Genomic DNA, 18,665 nt, shown 5'->3' on the forward strand with positions numbered 1-18,665 from the left:
GACACGAGGAGACCCCGCCATGACCAGCTCGCACCCCGCCCACTCCGACGGCGAGCCCTACCGGGACCCCCGGCACGCCGACGACGCGACGCTCGCCCGGGACCGCCAGGCGGTCGTGCAGCGCGAGAAGGACGAGTACGGGGGCGTGAAGATCGGCTCCGCCTTCTTCGGGTGGCTCACCGCGACCGGCACCGCGGTGCTGCTCGTCGCGCTCGTCGCCGCCGGTGGGGCGGCGCTCGGCCTGGCCACGGACACGGACTTCGTCGACGTCGCCCAGTCGAGCGACGACGTCGCGACCGTCGGGATCGTCGGCGGGGCCATCCTGCTCGTCGTGCTGTTCCTCGCCTACTACTGCGGCGGGTACGTCGCCGGTCGCATGGCGCGGTTCAACGGCCTCAAGCAGGGCATCGCCGTCTGGCTCTGGGCAGTGGTCATCGCGATCCTCGTCGCCGCCCTCGGGGCGCTCGCCGGCAACGAGTACAACATCCTCGCGGAGGTCAACGCCTTCCCGCGGATCCCCGTCGACGAGGGGGACCTCACGACCGGCGGCATCATCGTCGCCGTCGGTGTCGCGATCACGAGCCTTCTCGGCGCACTGCTCGGCGGGCTCGCCGGGATGCGGTTCCACCGCAAGGTCGACCGCGCGGGGCTCGGCGCCTGACGCCTCAGGGCGCGAGGCCGGGTGCGGGACCGCCCGCCGCGAGCTCGCGCCACACCCGCTCCCGGGACAACGGCAGGTTCCGCACCCGGACACCCGTGGCGTCGCGCATCGCGTTGGCCAGGGCTGCCGCCACGGGGTTGAACGGCGCCTCGCTCATCGACTTGGCGCCCAGCGGACCGATCTCGTCGTACGTGTCCGCGAGCAGCACCTCGGTGCGCGGCACGTCCGCGTACTGCGGCACGTGGTACTCCCGGAACGTCCGCGTGGTGACGCGCCCCGCTCCGTCCAGCCGCACCTCCTCGTAGAGGGCCGCACCGATCGCCTGTGCCACCCCGCCCTCGATCTGCCCGCGCAGCTGCTCGGGGTTGAGCACCACACCGGCGTCGGCGGACTGGACGCTCTGCAGGACCCGGACCTCCCCGGTCTCCCGGTTCACCGCGACCCGGAACCCGTGCACGTTGTACGCCACCGAGCGCGGGGTCCCGTCGTGGTGCCCGCGGGCGACGAGCGGCACGTGCTCCGAGTCGACGTCCCGCATCATCGTCCGCAGCTGCAGGGCGGCAGCCACGACGGCCTTGCCGGCGACGACGGACCCCGTCGACCCGAACGCACCCGTGTCATGGTCGACGACATCCGTGTCGGACTGTCGCACGCGCACCCGGTCCCCGGGCACGCCGAGGATCGTCGCGGCGAGCTGCCGGTGGACCGTCGTCGTGCCGTTGCCGAACTCCGCCGTGCCGACGCACACCTCGAACGTCCCGTCCTCGAGCCGCGCGACCGACGTGTCCGAGAAGTGCCCGCGGGGCGGGATCGTCGCGATCATCGCGAGCGCGAGCCCGGTACCCACCGACCACTGGCGGCCCCGCGGCACCGCCGCCCCGTTGCCGCGGGCGAGTGCGGCCTCGGTGAGGTCGAGGCACTGGTCGAGCCCGTAGCTGCCGTGCCGCAGGTCGCTCACCTCGTCGGGGTCCGTGACGATCATCGGCTCACCGGGCAGCACGACGTTGCGGCGACGGAGCTCGCCCGGGCTCAGGCCGAGCTCCCGAGCGAGGTCGTCCATCGCGGACTCCACCGCGAACACCACCTGCCCGAGCCCGTACCCGCGGAACGCACCGGACGGCGGGTTGTTCGTGTAGACGACCTCGGCGTCGACCCTCGTGGCGGGGCAGCGGTAGACGGCGAGCGACTCGCTCAGCCCGTGGAACATCACGCCCCGGCTGTGGTTGCCGTAGGCCCCGGTGTCGCTGAGGAGGTCGACGGTCATCGCGGTGAGGCGGCCGTCCTCGTCGGCGCCGAGCCGGACGTCGACGGTCATGGGGTGCCGGACGGTCGCGACGGTGAACACGTCCTCGCGGGTGAGCTCGTACTGGACGGCCCGCCCCGTGCGCAGCACGGCGAGCGCGACGAGGTCCTCGGTGAGGATCTCCTGCTTGCCGCCGAAGCCCCCACCCACCCGGGCCGTGAACACCCGGACCCGTTCCCGCTCGAGCCCGAACACGTGGCACAGCTCGTCGCGCACGAGGAACGGCACCTGGGTGCTCGACCTGATGACCAGGCGCCCGGTCGCGTCGAGCCAGCCCCGGGCGGCGTGCGTCTCGAGGGCCGCGTGGGAGACGCGGTGGGACGTGAACGTGCCACCGACGGTGGTGTGCGCGGCCGCGAGTGCGGCGGCGGTGTCGCCCATCTCCTCGTGGAGGGTCGCGACGACGTTGCGGTGCGCCTCGTCCACCCGGTCCGCGTGGGTGCGGTCAGGGTGGACGAGGGGCGCGCCGGGGCTGCGGGCCCGCTCGGGGTCGAAGACGGCAGGCAGCTCCTCGTACTCGACCCGGACGAGGTCCCGCGCACGCTGGGCGACGTCGAGCGAGTCGGCGACGACGGCCGCGACGCGCTGCCCGCGGAACCGGACGACCGTGTCGAGGACCCGGGTGTCGTCGGGATCGTCGTAGCGGCTCTCGTGCCGACCCGTGGAGAACAGCACGTCGGGGGCGTCCGCGGCGGTGAGCACCGCGTGCACGCCCGGCATCGCTTCGGCGGCGCTCGTGTCGACGGCCAGGACACGGGCATGGGCGTGCGGGCTGCCGAGCACGGCGAGGTGCAGCACGCCCTGCGTCGGCAGGTCGAGCGTGTACGGCTCGCGGCCGGTGACGACGCGCATCGCGGCCGGCGGCGGCGCGGACGTCCCGACGCCACCCGCCGCGCACCCGACGTTGCGCACACCCGCGATCGCATCCGCGATCGACCGGTACCCGGTGCACCGGCAGAGGTTGCCCTTGAGCGCGTGCGGCAGGTCCGCGCGCTGCGCGTCGTCGAGCACAGACGCGGTGACGACCATCCCGGGGGTGCAGAAACCGCACTGGAAGCCGCCCGCGTCCGCGAACGCCTGCTGGACGGGGTGCGGGTGGTCGACGTCCCCGAGCCCGGCGACGGTCGTCACGGAACGGCCCTCCGCGCGGTGGGCGGGGTAGATGCACGAGTGCACGGCCTGCCCGTCGACGAGCACCGTGCACGCGCCGCAGTCTCCCGCGTCGCAGCCCTTCTTCACCTCGACGTGGTCGTGCTCGCGCAGCAGGGTCCGCAGGCACTGCCCCGGCGCGGGGTCGGTGTCCAGGACGACGCCGTTGACCTCGAGCTTCACCGGGCGCCGCCCGCGCCGGGGGCCGGGGGGCCGTCGTCCGCCAGCTCCTGACGGACCTCGTGGGCGAGGACGGTCGTGACGTGGCGCCGCCAGTCCGGGGCGCCGTGCACGTCGTCGTACCAGTGCTCGACGCCGGCGAGCGCCACCTCGAGCTGCTGCTCGGCGGGCGGGCCGGGGAACCGCAGGACGACGGGAGCCGGCGTGCTCGCCGTGATCGTCACCGTCGTCGCGCCGTCGACGTCGCGCCGACCCGTGACGACGGCGCCGGACCGGCCGAGCGGGGACAGGGCGATCTGGCGGAACGCGGTCCGTGCCGCGAGGGCGGCGCTGGGCACCTCGACGGACCGGAGCACCTCACCGGGTGCGAGCCCGGTCCGGGACGGGCCGGTGACGAGGTCCGCGACGGGCAGCGTGCGCGCCCCGCCGTCCGGGAGCCACACGACGGCGGTGGCGTCGAGGGTGACGGCGAGGGAGATCATGGCGCCGGCCGGCAGGGCGAGGCAGATGTTGCCGCCGACGGTCGCGGCGTTCCACACCTTCCACGACGCGAGCAGCGCGTCGCAGCACTGGCGGAACAGCGGGTGGGCGGTGCCAGCGACCTCCGGGGTGAGGGCGGCGAGCTCCGCGACCGTGCACGTCGCGGCGATGCTCAGGCCGTGGGCCGTCCGGGTGACCGCGGGCCAGCCGAGCGCGGTGAGGTCGACGAGTCCGGTCGTCCCGCGGCCGTGCTGCGGCTCGGAGAACAACCACGTGCCTCCGCCGAGCAGCACCTCGCCGGGGCGCAGCGCGAGGTCGGCGCGGGCGTGCGCCACCCGCACCGTGTCGATCAACAGGTCCATGCGGCCTCCCGGTCCTCCTCACCAGGCAACCACCGGCGTGTGTCGGTCGTGTAACCACGAGGGGCCGCGCGCGTGACGCGTGCGCGCCGGGCCGGTGGTCCGTCGCGACCTCGTGCGCCGGGTGCGCCCGGCTGGTGCAGCTGGTGCGGCTGATGCGCCCGGTGGCTCAGGTGGTGGTGCTCGGCGTCGCTTGCACGTCGTCCGCGGCACCGACGACGGCGGCCTCCTCGACGGCGCACTTGCCCTGGTGCTTCACGCGGTACATGGCGAGGTCCGCGGCGCGCAGGAGCTCGGAGGGGTCGGTCATGGCGGGGTCGGCGACGGCGACCCCGATGCTCGCGCTGATCCGCACCTCCTGGCCGCTCACGGTCATGGGGCGGCGCACCTCGTCGAGGATCCGGTTCGCGACGTCGTGCGCGGAGCGGGCCGCGTGACCGACGAGCACGGCCGCGAACTCGTCACCGCTCATCCGGATCGCGGTGGCCTCGTCCCCCAGGGGGCTCAGGAGCGCGACGAGCCGCCGCGCGGTCTGCACGAGGACGTCGTCACCCGCCGCGTGCCCCAGGGTGTCGTTGACCGCCTTGAAGTCGTCGAGGTCGATGAACACGACCGCGAGGCCACGGCTCGTCCCGCGGGGCCGCGCGAGCTCGTCGTCGATCCGCTCCGACAGGACCACCCGGCCGGCGAGACCGGTGAGCGCGTCGTGGGTCGCCTGGTGCCGCAGGAGCCGCTCCGTCGCTGCAAGACGGCCGACGAGGCCCCGGTTCTCGGAGATGGTCGCGTGCTGGCGCACGACGAGGAGCACGACCATGACGAACGCGGCGGCGGCCGACTCCGGGCGGATGCCGTCGCCGAGGTGCTGGAGCGCGAGTGCGACGAGCGCCGGCAGGAGGAGGACGTACGGGGCGTGGACGAGCGTGTGGTGGGTGCTCAGCACCTCGCGGCGCTCGGACGTGCCCTGGTACACGCAGACGCCGAGGACGAAGCAGGCCATCCCTGCCGCCCAGGCGGGCGTCCCCCCCATCCCCCACGCGACGTCCGACACGGCGACGACGAGGAAGGCGGCGCAGCTCAGCGCGGGCATCGCGCGCCGCGAGGGGTGCATCTCGGTGAGGGCGACGCCGGCCACGACGACGGCGACCGCGACCGCGCCGAGCGGGAGCGCGACGGAGAACGCATGGCTGACCCCTCCGTGCTCCTCGTCCGCGACGGCATGGAGCACGAGGGGCCACGCGGCGACGAACGCAGACGCGGCCGCGAGCCCTCCGTCCGTGACGAGCCGGATCCGGGACCACGGGTCGGCACCGAGCGACGTCAGCCACCACACCGCGCCGCCGAGGACGACGAACCCGACCCGCCCGGCAGTCGCCAGGCCGTCGGGGAGGCCGGTGAGCCAGGCAAGGGGCGCGAGGGACCAGCACAGGGCCGCGGCCGTGAGGCACCGCCACCCGAGCTGACTGCGGCCCGGTCGCGCGCGGGTCGCGGCGACGAGCGTCGCGACGACGACCGCGAGCGCGAGCGCACCGTCCAGCGCGAGGCCCGTGGGCGTGGGTCCGAGCAGCAGTCGCAGACCCGCGACACCACCGAGCCAGGCGACGGCGGCGATCACGCGTGCGCGCGAGTCCAGCGAGGTCTGCGGCACCGCGCCTCCCGTTGCCCCTGGCGCTCCCGGTGCGGGTCGACGGGCCCGGTCGGGACCACGACATCTGCAGGAGCGAGTCCAGGGTACCGGCGGGGCCCGGCGGCCGACAGTGCACGAGGTGAGGCGACGTCGTACCGCGACCGGCATCCCCGCTGGGCACCGATACTGGGTGCATGTTGTCGCTGCGCTCGTCCAGGTCCACCACCAGCACCTCTCCCGGGATCGACGCAGCGCAGTCCCGACGGTCCTGGCTCGGCCGGGCCGCTCGCCACAGGGCCGGAGCACTCGTCGGCGGCTCGCTCGTCGTCGTGCTCGTCGGTGGCGCGTGCGCGGGGATGCCCACGGCCACGCCGCCGTCGCTCGACGAGCTCGCCGCGGACCTGCCCGCACCGGAGCTCGCGGCACCCGTCGACGCCGTCGTCGTGCCGGAGGCCGCCCCCCAGTCCGCGCTGGGCACGGCGAAGCTGCTCGAGGTCAAGGGCCGAGCACCGAAGACCGGCTACTCGCGGGAGGCGTTCGGGCCGGCCTGGTCCGACGAGGACCGCAACGGCTGCGACACCCGCAACGACATCCTGGCCCGTGACCTCACCGCCGTGACGTACAAGGCAGGGACGAACGACTGCGTCGTGCTCAGCGGCACCTTCGCCGACAGGTACAGCGGGACGACCATCGAGTTCCAGCGCGGCCAGGAGACGTCGTCCCTCGTGCAGATCGACCACGTCGTCGCCCTGTCCGACGCCTGGCAGAAGGGCGCCCAGGGCTGGGACGACGCGACGCGCAAGGCCTTCGCGAACGACCCCCTCAACCTTCTCGCGTCCTCCGGTCCGCTCAACTCGCAGAAGGGCGACGGGGACACCGCGACGTGGCTCCCGCCGAACAAGAAGTTCCGCTGCGAGTACGTCGCACGCCAGGTCGGGGTCAAGTACACGTACGGGCTGTGGGTGACCGAGGCGGAGCAGGGCGCGATGCTCAGCGTGCTGTCCGCGTGCCCGGAGCAGGGACTGCCCGAGGGGGCCGCCGTGCCGGCGACGCCCGAGGCTCCGGCGCCGGAGCCGCAGGCCCCCGCTGCCACCGAGCCCGCACCCGTTCCGGCACCTGCCGACCTCCCCTACCCGAGCTGCGCAGCGGCCCGGGATGCCGGAGCAGCACCCGTGCACGTGGGCGACCCCGGGTACGGCACGCACCTCGACGGCGACGGTGACGGGGTCGGCTGCGAGAGCTAGGCCCGCGGGTCCCCACCGCGCCCGTCGCGGTCCTGGTCACGCGGCTATGATGGCCGGTCGGATCGATTCGATCAGCCCTCTCGCAGAACGGTGCTCCCGTGGCCCCGACCCCACCTGACGTCGTCGCGCCCGAAGCACGGCGTGCCCGCGTCGCCGTCGCGCTCGTCTTCTTCACCAACGGCGCCATCGTCGCCAACCTCATCCCGCGCTACCCCCAGGTCAAGGAGCACCTCGGGGTGTCGGACGGGCAGCTCGGGCTCGCCGTCGCCGCGTTCCCCCTCGGTGCACTCATCTCGGGTCTCGCGGCCGGGGCGCTCATCCGCCGGTTCCGGTCCTCGCGCGTCGCGATGGTGGGGACCATCATCATGGCGGCCGGGGTCCTCCTCGCCGGAGTGGCGCCCACCCTGGTGCTGTTCGCGGTCGGCCTGTTCCTCGCAGGTGCCCTCGACTCGATCGTCGACGTCTCGCAGAACTCCCACGGGCTGCGCGTACAACGGCTCTACGGCCGCTCGATCCTCAACGCCTTCCACGCCATCTGGAGCATCGGCGGTGTCGTCGGCGGGCTCATGGGCGGCATCGCGGCCGGGCTCGGCGTGCCGCTCGGCCTGCACCTCGCCGTGTCGGGCGCGATCTTCAGCGTCGTGAGCATCTACGGCTACCGCCTCATGCTCCCCGGGCCGGAGCCCGTCGAGCCCTCGCAGGCTCACGGCGCCACGCGCTCCGCCGGACGCACCACGGTCCAGATCGGCGCCCTCGCCGCGCTCGTCGCCATCGCGGCGGCGGGCGCGATCGTCGAGGACGCCGGGAACTCCTGGGCCGCGATCTACCTGTCGGAGTCCCTCGGTACCGGCGCGACGCTCGCTGCCCTCGGCTTCGTGGCGCTCGTCGGCGCGCAGTTCGTCGGGCGGATCTACGGCGACCGGCTCGTCGACAGGTTCGGGCAGGCCGCCGTCGCGCGCGCGGGCGGGCTGCTCATCGCCGTCGGGCTCGGGACGGCGCTCGCCCTGCCGACCGTCCCGGGGACGATCCTCGGGTTCGCCGCCGCGGGCCTCGGGTCCGCGACGCTCGTGCCCGCAGCCATGGGTGCCGCCGACCGCCTCCCTGGGCTCGCCCCGGGCACCGGCATCACGATCGTCAGCTGGATGATGCGGTTCGGCTTCCTGCTCGCCCCACCGCTCGTCGGGCGCATCGCCGACGCGACGAGCCTGCGGACCGGCCTCGTCGTCGTCCCGCTGGCCGGTGTCGTCGTCGTCCTCGCCGCCGGGGTGCTCCGGGAGCGCCGCGCCGACGTCACAGGCTGACCCGGCGCGTCCGACCCGCCCGGGCCGGGTGTGGGCTGCCCACCCGGGAACGATCGACCGGAGGCAGCTCGATGACCTACCGGCCGGGAGCAGCCGCGGCCAGGACGTGGTCAGGGAGCTCGGCGACGACGGCGTCGAGGAACGTCCCCAACGATCCGGGCTCGGCCGAGGCGGCGATCCAGCGCCGGTAGGACTCCCGCCAGATCGTCAGCACCAGCCCCGCGGCCAGGCTCGCCTCGTCGGGAGCAACGCCCTGCTCCTCCAGGAACCGTTGGACCTGCTGCTGCCAGCGCAGCTGCTGAGCGAGGTCACGGGCCCGCAGCACAGGGTTGTCGTCGAGGATCCGTTCTCGCGCGCACTTGACCTCGGGGTCCTTCTCCGCCGACCCAGCCAGGGCGCGCACCCCCTGCAGGAGCCGGGCCAGGGGCGGGACATCGGGGCCGGCGGCGGCAGCCGCCTCCACGACCTCGGCGAACACGTCTTCGTCGGCGGCGAACATCGCCTCGTCCTTGTCGCGCACGTGGCGAAAGAAGGTGCGCGTGGACATGTCCGCGGCATCGGCGATGTCGGCGACCGTCGTCGCCTCATACCCACGCTCGACGAACAACCGCAGGGCGTGCTCGGCCAGTGAACGCCGAGTGGCGGCCTGGCGCCGTTCGCGAGGGGTGAGCTGCTGCACCACCCCATTGCAGCACATCACCCCTTGACAAACACTGTCGCTCTGGCACACCGTGTCAAATAGGCACGACAAGACGATGCCTCGACCGACAGGAGCACTCATGGACATCACCGGTTCCACCGCACTGATCACCGGCGCCTCCGGCGGCATCGGTGCTGGCATCGCCCGGGCGCTGGCCGCCCGCGGCGCCGACGTCGTCCTCGCCGCACGCAGCGTGGACAAGCTCGAAGCCCTGGCGGCCGACATCCGCAGCCAGCACGGCCGGGACGTGCTCGTGCTCCCCGTCGACCTCTCCACTGCCGACGCCGGCGCCGGGGTGCAGGCGGCACTGGCGGGGCGCCACGTCGACATCCTCGTCAACAACGCCGGTTTCGGGCTCAGCGGCCGACTGGCCGAGACCGAAGACCCGTCCCGACTGAGCGCCATGATCACGCTGAACTGCACCACACTGACCGACCTCACCGCCCGCTTCCTGCCCGCCATGGTCGAGCGGCGCTCCGGAGCCGTGATCAACATCGCCAGCATGGCCGCGTACATGCCCGCACCCGGCTTCGCCGCCTACGCCGCATCCAAGGCGTTCGTCCTGTCCTTGACGCAGGCACTGTGGGCCGAGACCCGGGGCACCGGAGTCCGGGTCGCGGCGCTGTCCCCGTCAGTCACCGACACCGGCTTCTTCGACGTCGCCGGGGAGAACGCCGGTGCAGGGATGCGTCGGCGGAGTGTCGAGCAGGTGGTCGCCACCTTCTTCGACACCCTCGACGCCGACCGTCCCGTCGTCGTCGACGGCAGGTCCAACGAAGTCCTTGCCGCCGCAGCACATCTCGTCCCGCGAGGACCGTTCCTGCGCGTGCTCGGTCCCCGCTTCGCCGACAGGGTCTCCCCGGCCTCCGTCACGTGAGCGACCGCACCGCGAACCTCAGCGCCCGCTCGCCGGTCCCGTCGGCCCTGCGAGCTGCGGAGAGGCCGGCGGCGGGGACGCGCGCCGGCGAGCCTGCGACGACGGTCACGTCGCCGCAGGCTCCGTGCGTCAGGCCTTCGGGCGCCGCAGGACGGCCACGGCGCGGCCGGGCAGGGTCAGGCCCTCGGACGCGTCGGGCCCGACGAGCACCTCGCCCTCGATGCCCGGCACCTCCAGCGCCTCGGCCGTCCGGTTGATGAGGAACCAGAACTCGTCCGTCCCCGACTCGCGCACCGCGAGCTCGACACGGCCACGCAGCGCGTCGGGGAGCTCGCTCACCACGCCGGCGCCGCCCAGCACCTCGGCGACCACGGGGGCGAGCCCCGCGGCGCCGAGCCGCGTCGAGACGTAGGTCGCGGTCCCGGCGTCGACCCGGCGCCGCGTGACCGCCGGCCGCCCTGCCATCTCGCCGTCCTCGTACGTCGCGAGGACCTCGACGTCCGGGCCGACGACGTCGATCCGGTCCGTCCACATCGTGCCCACGCTGCCGTTGCTCAGCGTCACCGACTCGTCGTCGAGCAGCGGCGCGAACTCCTCGATGCGGATGCCGAGCAGGTCGCGCAGCGCCCCCGGGTAGCCGCCCGTCCACACGTGGTCGTTCTCGTCGACGATCCCCGAGAAGTACGTCGTGATGAGGTTCCCTCCCCTGGCGACGTACGCCTCGAGCCTCGCTGCGAGCGCCGCAGGGACGACGTGCAGCACGGGTGCGACGAGCACGTCGTAGTCCTCGGTCCGCCCGTTCACCGGCACGACGTCCACCCGGACGCCGGCCGCGAGGAGCGCCGTGTACCAGTCGAGCGCCTCAGCCTTGTAGCGCAGCCGGGACGTGGGGTGCGAGTCGTGCTCGCTCGTCCACCAGGAGTCCCAGTCGAAGAGGATGCCGACGCGGGCCGGCTTCTGGTCCGACCCCACGATCGGAGCGAGAGCCTCGAGCGTGCGGCCGAGCTCGACGACGGACCGGAACACCTCGGAGTCGGGACCGGCGCTGGGCACCATCGCGGAGTGGTACTTCTCGGCGCCCGCAGCGGACTGCCGCCACTGGAAGAAGCACACGGCGTCGGCCCCGTGGGCGACGTGCGTGAGCGAGTCACGCAGCATCTCCCCCGGCTTCTTCGCGACGTTCACCGGCTGCCAGTTCACGGCGCTCGTCGAGTGCTCCATGAGGAACCACGGCCGGCGGTCGGCGAGCTGCCCCGTGAGGCTGGCGGAGAACGACAGGTCGTCGAAGGCCTGTGGCCCGGGCAGGACGTAGTGGTCGTTGGACACGAAGTCGACCTCGGCGGCCCAGTCGGCGTAGTCCATGCCCTTGGACTCACCCATGACCATGAAGTTCGTCGTGATCGGGACCTCGGGCGTGATGCCGCGCAGCAGGTCCCGCTCGGCGCGCAGGTAGTCCTTGAGCGCGTCGGAGGAGAAGCGCTTGAAGTCCAGCTGCTGCGTGGGGTTGGGGTGACCACCCGCGTACCGCGGCGGGAGGATCTGCCCCCAGTCGCTGTACCACTGGGACCAGAACGCTGTTCCCCATGCGTGGTTGAGCGCGTCGAGCGTGCCGTACCGGGCCTCGAGCCACACGCGGAACGCCGCCGCGGCGTCGTCGGAGAAGTCGTAGATGTTGTGGCAGCCGAGCTCGTTGGACACGTGCCAGGCGACGAGCGCCGGGTGGTCCGCGTACCGCTCGGCCATGGCGCGCACGAGGCGCAGCGCGTGCTCACGGAAGACGGGCGACGTCGGGCGCCAGTGCTGGCGCGCACCCGGTGACACGGTGGTGCCGGTGACGGTCACCGGGAGGATCTCGGGGTGCGCGGTGGTGAGCCACGGCGGCGGGGACGCGGTCGCCGTCGCGAGGTCCACCTCGATGCCGTTGCGGTGCAGCAGGTCCATGACGTCGTCGAGCCACGCGAAGTCCCACGTGTCGGCCGTCGGCTGGATCTTCGCCCAGGAGAAGATCGCGAGGGACACGACGTTGACGCCGGCCTCGCGCATGAGCCGCACGTCCTCGTCCCACACCTCCCGCGGCCACTGGTCCGGGTTGTAGTCGGCACCGAAGCCGATCGCAGCCGTCGAACCGGCCGGCCGGCGCAGCCACCGGTGGGCGTGGGGGGAAGCCATGTGTCCTCCTCAGGACGATGTGGGTGAGGCGTCTGATGGTGCGGCGACGGGGGTGGGCGTTGTGCGCATCCCACCCCCGTCGCGGATCTCGGTGCCGCCGAGCGCGTCCGGGACGTCGCTCGGGGAGGGTCACTCGTTGACGGTGAAGCCCTGCTCCGTCCCGTACTTCACGGTGGCGTCCTGCCACGCGCTCAGGCCGTCGACGAGCGTGGTGTCGGAGACGTACGCCTGACCGACGGTGTCGTTGAAGATGCTGTTCGCGTAGACCTGGAAGGGCAGGTAGCTCCAGCCCTCGACGACGTTCTCCGCGGACTCCGCGAAGATCTCGTTGGCCTTCTGCCCGCCGAAGTACTCGAACTCGGCGCCGAGGAACTCCTCGGACCCGATCTGCTCGGCCGTCGCGGGGAACGCACCGCCGTCGACGCGGGTCTGCACGCCGTCACCGGCGTTCGCGTACTCGAGGAACGCCCAGGCCAGCTCGGGGTTCTCGCCGTCCGTCGGGATCGACAGCGCGCTGCCGCCGTTCTCGGCGCTCGTCGCGGCGCCCGCCTCCCACTGCGGGATCGGTGCGACCGCCCACTTGCCCGCGCCGGCCTCGACGCCGGACTCGAAGTTGGCGGGCATCCACGCACCGGTGGTGAGGGTCGCGATGGATCCGTTGCCGAGGCCCTGGTACCACTCGTCGCTCCACGAGCTGATGGGCGCGAGGAGGTCCTCGTCGAGCAGCGTCTGCCACGTCTCGGCGAACTTCGTCGCGCCCTCGTCGGCGAGGTCGACGGTGACGTTCGTGCCGTCGACCTGGTACGGCTGGCCGCCGGCCTGCCAGATGAGGCTCGTCGCGAGACCGGCGTCACCGGTGTCGTTGGCGATGTAGATGTTCGGGTCGATGGCCTTGAACGCCCGGCCCGCCTCGACGAACTCGTCCCACGTGGTGGGGACCGCGATGCCGTGGGTGTCGAAGAGCTCCTTGTTGTAGAACATCGCCATCGGTCCGGAGTCCATCGGCAGACCGTAGATGCCCTCGCCCGCCTGGACGGAGGCCCAGGGTCCGGGGGTGAACGTGTCAGCCATGTCGGCCGCGCCCATGGAGCCGAGGTCGAGGATCGACTCGGCGAGCGCGAACTGCGGCACCGCGTAGTACTCGATCTGCGCGACGTCGGGCACCCCGGAGCCGGCGGCGATCGCGTTCTGCAGGGCGGTGTACTGGTCGTTGCCGGTGCCGGCGTTGACGAGCTCGACGTCGACGTTCGGGTACTCGGCCTCGAAGTCCTCGACGACCTGGTCGAGGGTGGGCTCCCAGGCCCACACGGTGAGCGTGCCGCCCTCCTCGAGCGCCGACTGCACGTCCTCGGGGGACGCCTCAGGGGCGTCGTCGTCGCCGGAGCCGCAGGCGGCCAGGGACAGCGCCATCGCGGCGATCGCGGTCCCGGTGATGAACCGGGAGCGTCGGGTGGTCCTCATGGTGTTCCTCTCACTTCATTGTCAGATTCGCTGGTGATGACGGCGATGGGGCGGGATGGAGAGCTGGGGGACGGACGCGCGGGCCGCCTCACTCCTTGACGCTGCCGGCCGCGAGGCCGGACTGCCAGTACCGCTGGAGCAGCAGGAACGCTGCGACGAGCGGGAGGATCGTCAGGAGGGAGCCGGTGATGACGAGGTGGAAGATGGCTTCGCCGCCGGCGGTCGCGGCCTGGGCGTTCCAGGCGTTGAGGCCGAGCGTCAGGGGGTACCAGTCGGGGTCCTTGAGCATGATGAGCGGCAGGAAGTAGTTGTTCCACGTCGCGACCATCGTGAACAGCAGGACGGTGACGATGCCGGGGCCCAGGAGCGGCAGGCTGATCGTGAGGAACGTCCGCAGCTCGTTGGCGCCGTCCATCCGCGCGGCCTCGAGCAGCTCGGTGGGGATGGCCTCGGCGGCGTACGTCCACATGAGGTACAGCCCGAACGGGGAGATGAGCGACGGGATGATCACGGCCCACGGGGTGTTCGTCAGGCCCATCTGGCTGAACATGAGGAAGGTGGGGACCGCGAGCGCGGTGCCCGGCACGGCGACGGCACCGATGACGGTCGCGAACACGCCCTTCTTTCCCGGGAAGTCGAACTTCGCCAGGGCGTACCCGCCGAAGACCGCGAGCGCGGTGGCGCCGCCGGCGCCCAGCACCACGTAGAGCACGGTGTTGCCGAGCCAGCGGACGAAGATCCCGTCGTCGTACTGGAGCGTCGTGACGATGTTGTCCCACAGGGCGAAGTCGCCGCTGAACCACAGGCCGAAGGAGTCGAAGAGGCTGTTCTGCGTCTTGGTGGCGTTGATGACGAGCCACGCGAGGGGCACGAGGCTGTAGAGCAGGACGATGCCGGTGAGCACCGTGAGCAGCACGCTGCGGCGGGGCTTGTCCGCGCTGCGCCGGGATGTCGGCCGCTTGGCCGTGCGCATCATCGGGCGCGTGCTCGTGCGGGCGCCGGGGCTCGTGGGCGCCGGGGAGGGAGTGGTCGTGGTCATGCTCAGTCCGCCTTCCGCATGCCGCGCAGCTGGACGACGTAGGCGATGAGCATCGTGAGCAGGCCCATGATGATCGCGACGGTCGCGGAGTAGTTGTACTGCTGGCCGGAGAAGGACAGCGAGAACGCGTAGAGGTTGGGCGTGAAGTACGTCGTGATCGCGTTGGGGGCGAGGCTCTGCAGGATGCTCGGCTCGTTGAACAGCTGGAAGCTGCCGATGATCGAGAAGATCGTCGCGATGACGAGCGCGCCGCGGATGGCCGGGAGCTTGATGGCGGTGATGACCCGCAGCTGCCCGGCGCCGTCGATCTCCGCCGCCTCGTAGAGGGAGGTCGGGATGACCCGCAGGGCGGAGTAGAAGATGAGCATGTTGTAGCCGATGAACTCCCAGGTGACGATGTTGCCGATCGCCGCGAGGACGAGGTCCGGGGACAACGGGTTGGGGATGGACGTCCCGAGGGCGTCGTTGATGCTGCCGACGAGCCCGAACCGGGTGCCGTACATGAAGCCCCACATGAGGGTCGCGACGACGGCGGGGACGGCGTAGGGCAGGAAGATCGAGATGCGGAAGAAGCTCGTGCCGAACAGGCGCCCGCTGTCGAGCGCGAGGGCGACGAGCAGGGCGATGAACAGCATCACGGGCACCTGCACCGCGAGGAACGCGGAGACGCGGCCGAGCGCGGACCAGAACTGGTCGTCCTGGAGGGCCCGCGCGTAGTTGTCGAGCCCGACGAACGAGTTCCCGCCGACGAGCTGGTTGCGGAAGAGGCTGAGGTAGATCGAGTACGCGATCGGGGCCAGGAACACGAGGGTGAACACGGCCATGAACGGTCCGACGAACCCCCATCCGACCCAGGACCGACGCTTGGCCGGGCGCAGGGGCACGTCGGGTCGGGCTACGACCGGCTGTGACATCGTCGTCATCTCGGTTCCCTCGTCGCGGGGGCTGTTCGGCATCGAACGTTTGCGTAAACATCGAAGCACACACCTGGATGTTTACGCAAACAATCTCGCGTACGATCTCGATCGAGACCTGCCCGACGCGCCCACCGACAGGGCGCAGGGCGCCGCGCCGACCAGGGAGACGATGTCGTGGACCACACGGGCGACGCACCCGGCAGACGTGGCCGACGCGCGTCCATGGCGGACGTCGCACGCGCGGCGGGTGTCTCCGCCCAGACCGTCTCCCGGGTGTCCAACGGTGCCGACGGCGTCGGCGCCGACACGCGCCGGGCGGTGCTCGCCGCCATGGAGGCCCTCGGCTACCGCCCCAACAGCGCCGCCCGCGCACTCAAGAGCGGCGAGTTCCGCACCATCGGCGTCATCGTCTTCACGCTGTCCACGACGGGCAACATCCGCACCCTCGAGGCGATCGCGACGTCGGCCGCAGAGGCCGGGTACGCGATCACGCTCATCCCCGTCGCCGCGCCCACCCAGGAGGGCGTCCGGCGGGCGTTCACACGGCTGGGCGAGCTCGCGGTGGACGCGGTGATCGTCATCCTCGAGGTGCACCTCCTCGACACGGCGCGCCTCGCGCTGCCGCCCGGCGTCCAGGTGGTCGTCGTCGGCTCCGACGCGGGTGCGCACCACCACGTCGTGGACACCGACCAGACCGTCGACACCGATCAGGCCGACGGGACCGCCCGGGCCGTGTCGCACCTGCTCGACCTCGGCCACGAGACGGTCCACCACCTCGCGGGGCCCGAGGTTTCCTACGCTGCACAGCGCCGCGCCCAGGCGTGGCGCGCCACGCTGCTCGACGCCGGGCGCCGCGTCCCCGAGGTCCGTTCCGGCGACTGGACGGCCGAGTCGGGTTACGCCGCCGGGCTCGAGCTCGCCCAGGACCCCGGGTGCACGGCGGTGTTCGCCGCCAACGACCAGATGGCGCTCGGCCTCTACCGCGCGTTCGACGAGTCGGACCTGCGGGTGCCCCAGGACGTGAGCGTCATCGGCTTCGACGACATACCCGAGGCGGCCTCGTTCTCCCCACCCCTGACGACGGTGCACCAGGACTTCGCCGAGGTGGGGCGCCAGTGCGTGCACCGCGTCCTGCGCCAGCTCCGGCGGTCGGTGCGCGAGGGACCGCAGGAGCTGCCGACCGGCGGCGGTCCGCGCCGGCAGGTCTCCACGGTCGCGGACGGCACCACCCTCGTCCCGACGTCGCTCGTCGTCCGGTCCAGCACCGCCCCTCCCCGACCGTCCGCACTCCAACGTCACCGCGTGTGACCGACCCGCGTGGTCGTCGGTGACGACCGTGGTCGGAGCCAGGAGGCGACCAAAGGACGTAGCGCGAGCCGGTGGGCTCCGGCGAAGATGGAGTGCATGACGACGACACCCAGCCCCGTGCGCCTCGCCACCGCCCTGCTCTCCGGTATCGCGACCGCCGCCTACTACGCCACCCCCGACCTCATCTCCTCCAAGCGGGCACGGACGTGGGCCAAGACCGGCATCAGCGCCGCGCTCATCGCGGCGTCGATCCCCGACCTGCTCGGGCAGCGCGAGCAGCTGGCAGCGAAGAAGGCCGGAGACACGGAAGCCGCTGCGATCCGGGCGGACGCCGCCGACGGCACGGCACCGACCGCCCAGGACGTTGCGGACGTCCGGGAGGACGAGGACGTCGAGCTCTCGACCCGCGGCAAGATCGCCGTCGGTGGAGTGGTCGCCGCCGTGCTTGCCGTCACGATGGTCCCGCTCGTCTTCGTGGAGCGGTGGATCTACCGCCACGGCGAGGCACGGGCAGCGGCCGGGAAGTCGTTGGCGCACACCGCCCCGGCGATCGTCTACGGTGTGATCGCCGCGGCTCTCGCGGCCGTCCCGCAGCCCCGCGACGAGAAGTAGCGAGCGTCAGCCCACACCCGGGCACCGGTCACTCGTCGGCCAGCCACGGCTCGAACCAGGACGGAACCGTCATCGCTCCCCACTCGCCGCTCGCGCGCGGTCACCACAGCCCTGCGGCCGGTCCGGACAGCCCGGCGGCCGTGGAGCCTGCGGGACCGCCAGCGCTCGTCACCTGGTCCGGTGACGACGGCGAGACCCGCACGCTCCGGTGGCGGTCGGCCAACGGCCGACCTGCTCCCCAGCGCGTCGAGCTGGTCGACGACGTCCTCACCGCCGACGAGGCCAACCGGAAGGCGTCGCAGGGCATCGCGATGCTGTGGACCGGCGACTTCCACAACGCGCGGCAGATCCTCACCGCTCTCGACCGGCGGTTGGGCGACGGCACGAAGAAGCCGGCGAGAGACCTGGCGGACGCCTTCTACCGGCACCGGCAGAGCCGCTCGCACCGGGCCCGGGTCCTCGGCCTCCTCCTCGTCCAGCTCGACCCGGGCCATGAGGTGCCGTTGCGTCGCGCGCCGGACGTGCGCGAGGCGGCCAGGGCGGCCTACGGTCCGGTGGACGAGCCGTCGGCGGTCTCCCTGCACGAGCTCGTCGGTGCCATGGGCGCCCACGAGTGGCGGCGCAAGGGCGTCTACGTCGAGGCCCTGCAGGGCAGGATCCACCCGCACTACGGCACGTTCTTCCCGACCCGCAGCGAGTACGTGGACCTCGTGGCACGCGCACCGTTGCCGCCGGGGGACGTCGCGTTCGACGTCGGGACCGGGACCGGGGTGCTCGCCGCCGTCCTCGCCCGGCGCGGAGTCCGCCATGTCGTCGCGACAGACAACCAGGCCCGTGCCATCGCCTGCGCGCAGGCGAACGTCCGGGCCCTCGGCGTCGACGACCAGGTCGAGGTGGTTCTCGGCGACATGTTCCCGTCCGGCCGGGCGGGCCTCGTCGTGTGCAACCCGCCGTGGATCCCGGCCACACCGCACTCGTCGCTGGACAGCGCCGTCTACGACCCTGGCAGCCGGATGCTCCTGCGCTTCCTCGACGAGCTCGCCGACCACCTCGAACCGGGCGGAGAGGGCTGGCTCGTGCTGTCGGACCTCGCGGAGCACCTCGGGCTGCGCACGCGGGCTGACCTGCTTACCGCGATCGACGCCGCCGGGCTCCGCGTCGTGGACCGGCTCGACACCACTCCCACGCACCCCAAGGCCGCCGACCGCACGGACCCGCTCTTCGCGGCACGGTCGGCCGAGATCACGTCCCTGTGGCGGTTGGCCCCCGCTCGCTAGGCTC

The 18,665-nt window shown here is 72.5% G+C and carries 15 protein-coding genes; 7 read left to right on the forward strand and 8 right to left on the reverse strand.

All coding sequences use genetic code 11. From position 1 onward, the window contains the following. Window positions 1–19: 19 nt before the first annotated feature. Window positions 20–661, forward strand: a complete 642-nt coding sequence (locus AC2AXK_RS02105; RefSeq protein ID WP_484343680.1) for a hypothetical protein — start codon at window positions 20–22, stop codon at window positions 659–661. Window positions 662–665: 4 nt separating this feature from the next. Here the strand turns inward: AC2AXK_RS02105 and AC2AXK_RS02110 are convergent, their stop codons facing one another. From AC2AXK_RS02110 to AC2AXK_RS02120, 3 genes are all read right to left on the reverse strand, one after another. Further along, on the reverse strand, window positions 666–3,296 hold the full coding sequence (locus AC2AXK_RS02110) for a molybdopterin-dependent oxidoreductase (protein WP_484343681.1): 2,631 nt from the start codon (window positions 3,294–3,296) through the stop codon (window positions 666–668). Further along, a complete protein-coding gene (locus AC2AXK_RS02115) occupies window positions 3,293–4,135 on the reverse strand; it encodes an FAD binding domain-containing protein (RefSeq protein WP_484343682.1) in 843 nt (280 codons plus the stop codon). Before AC2AXK_RS02115 ends, AC2AXK_RS02110 begins: the two co-directional genes overlap by 4 nt. A gap of 166 nt (window positions 4,136–4,301) precedes the next feature. Beyond that, entirely contained in the window at window positions 4,302–5,777 is a 1,476-nt protein-coding gene (locus AC2AXK_RS02120) for a diguanylate cyclase domain-containing protein (protein ID WP_484343683.1), read from the reverse strand. 173 nt (window positions 5,778–5,950) lie between these two features. Here AC2AXK_RS02120 and AC2AXK_RS02125 point away from each other — a divergent pair, with 173 nt between their 5' ends. Both AC2AXK_RS02125 and AC2AXK_RS02130 read left to right on the forward strand, forming a co-directional pair. Further along, complete coding sequence (locus AC2AXK_RS02125; RefSeq protein WP_484343684.1) at window positions 5,951–7,000, forward strand: GmrSD restriction endonuclease domain-containing protein; 1,050 nt, start codon at window positions 5,951–5,953, stop codon at window positions 6,998–7,000. Between the two features lie 98 nt (window positions 7,001–7,098). Further along, the gene (locus tag AC2AXK_RS02130; RefSeq protein ID WP_484343685.1) at window positions 7,099–8,301 is read left to right on the forward strand and encodes an MFS transporter; all 1,203 of its coding nucleotides are present in this window, start codon (window positions 7,099–7,101) and stop codon (window positions 8,299–8,301) included. Window positions 8,302–8,377: 76 nt separating this feature from the next. Here AC2AXK_RS02130 and AC2AXK_RS02135 read toward each other — a convergent pair whose 3' ends face one another. Continuing rightward, complete coding sequence (locus AC2AXK_RS02135; RefSeq protein WP_484343686.1) at window positions 8,378–8,980, reverse strand: TetR/AcrR family transcriptional regulator; 603 nt, start codon at window positions 8,978–8,980, stop codon at window positions 8,378–8,380. A gap of 100 nt (window positions 8,981–9,080) precedes the next feature. Between AC2AXK_RS02135 and AC2AXK_RS02140 the strand changes: the two genes are divergently transcribed. After that, the gene (locus AC2AXK_RS02140) at window positions 9,081–9,878 is read left to right on the forward strand and encodes an SDR family NAD(P)-dependent oxidoreductase (RefSeq protein WP_484343687.1); all 798 of its coding nucleotides are present in this window, start codon (window positions 9,081–9,083) and stop codon (window positions 9,876–9,878) included. Window positions 9,879–10,007: 129 nt separating this feature from the next. On the opposite strand, the gene AC2AXK_RS02145 is transcribed toward AC2AXK_RS02140, so the two are convergent. The 4 genes from AC2AXK_RS02145 to AC2AXK_RS02160 form a co-directional block, all read right to left on the reverse strand. After that, complete coding sequence (locus AC2AXK_RS02145) at window positions 10,008–12,047, reverse strand: beta-galactosidase (protein WP_484343688.1); 2,040 nt, start codon at window positions 12,045–12,047, stop codon at window positions 10,008–10,010. 129 nt (window positions 12,048–12,176) lie between these two features. Beyond that, window positions 12,177–13,508 (reverse strand): ABC transporter substrate-binding protein, encoded by a 1,332-nt coding sequence (locus AC2AXK_RS02150; protein WP_484343689.1) that lies wholly within the window; start codon window positions 13,506–13,508, stop codon window positions 12,177–12,179. Between the two features lie 88 nt (window positions 13,509–13,596). Continuing rightward, window positions 13,597–14,547 carry a carbohydrate ABC transporter permease gene (locus tag AC2AXK_RS02155; RefSeq protein ID WP_484343690.1) on the reverse strand — a complete coding sequence of 317 codons (951 nt, stop codon included), beginning with the start codon at window positions 14,545–14,547 and terminating at the stop codon, window positions 13,597–13,599. A gap of 2 nt (window positions 14,548–14,549) precedes the next feature. Then, window positions 14,550–15,470 (reverse strand): carbohydrate ABC transporter permease, encoded by a 921-nt coding sequence (locus tag AC2AXK_RS02160; protein ID WP_484344237.1) that lies wholly within the window; start codon window positions 15,468–15,470, stop codon window positions 14,550–14,552. 216 nt (window positions 15,471–15,686) lie between these two features. Between AC2AXK_RS02160 and AC2AXK_RS02165 the strand changes: the two genes are divergently transcribed. The 3 genes from AC2AXK_RS02165 (at window position 15,687) to AC2AXK_RS02175 (ending at window position 18,661) form a co-directional block, all read left to right on the forward strand. After that, on the forward strand, window positions 15,687–16,772 hold the full coding sequence (locus tag AC2AXK_RS02165; RefSeq protein WP_484343691.1) for a LacI family DNA-binding transcriptional regulator: 1,086 nt from the start codon (window positions 15,687–15,689) through the stop codon (window positions 16,770–16,772). Between the two features lie 96 nt (window positions 16,773–16,868). Continuing rightward, window positions 16,869–17,384 (forward strand): hypothetical protein, encoded by a 516-nt coding sequence (locus AC2AXK_RS02170; RefSeq protein ID WP_484343692.1) that lies wholly within the window; start codon window positions 16,869–16,871, stop codon window positions 17,382–17,384. Window positions 17,385–17,524: 140 nt separating this feature from the next. Continuing rightward, a complete protein-coding gene (locus tag AC2AXK_RS02175) occupies window positions 17,525–18,661 on the forward strand; it encodes a methyltransferase (RefSeq protein WP_484343693.1) in 1,137 nt (378 codons plus the stop codon). Window positions 18,662–18,665: the final 4 nt, after the last annotated feature.

Source organism: Sanguibacter sp. Z6_81 (genome assembly GCF_057180625.1).

Bases quoted from the DNA above. Each gene is read 5' to 3' on its own strand.
- AC2AXK_RS02170 (WP_484343692.1), top strand. From the start codon at position 16,869: ATGACGACGACACCCAGCCCCGTGCGCCTCGCCACCGCCCTGCTCTCC.
- AC2AXK_RS02140 (WP_484343687.1), top strand. From the start codon at position 9,081: ATGGACATCACCGGTTCCACCGCACTGATCACCGGCGCCTCCGGCGGC.
- AC2AXK_RS02160 (WP_484344237.1), bottom strand. From the start codon at position 15,470: ATGACGACGATGTCACAGCCGGTCGTAGCCCGACCCGACGTGCCCCTG.
- AC2AXK_RS02155 (WP_484343690.1), bottom strand. From the start codon at position 14,547: ATGACCACGACCACTCCCTCCCCGGCGCCCACGAGCCCCGGCGCCCGC.
- AC2AXK_RS02150 (WP_484343689.1), bottom strand. From the start codon at position 13,508: ATGAGGACCACCCGACGCTCCCGGTTCATCACCGGGACCGCGATCGCC.
- AC2AXK_RS02145 (WP_484343688.1), bottom strand. From the start codon at position 12,047: ATGGCTTCCCCCCACGCCCACCGGTGGCTGCGCCGGCCGGCCGGTTCG.
- AC2AXK_RS02165 (WP_484343691.1), top strand. From the start codon at position 15,687: ATGGCGGACGTCGCACGCGCGGCGGGTGTCTCCGCCCAGACCGTCTCC.
- AC2AXK_RS02115 (WP_484343682.1), bottom strand. From the start codon at position 4,135: ATGGACCTGTTGATCGACACGGTGCGGGTGGCGCACGCCCGCGCCGAC.
- AC2AXK_RS02105 (WP_484343680.1), top strand. From the start codon at position 20: ATGACCAGCTCGCACCCCGCCCACTCCGACGGCGAGCCCTACCGGGAC.
- AC2AXK_RS02125 (WP_484343684.1), top strand. From the start codon at position 5,951: ATGTTGTCGCTGCGCTCGTCCAGGTCCACCACCAGCACCTCTCCCGGG.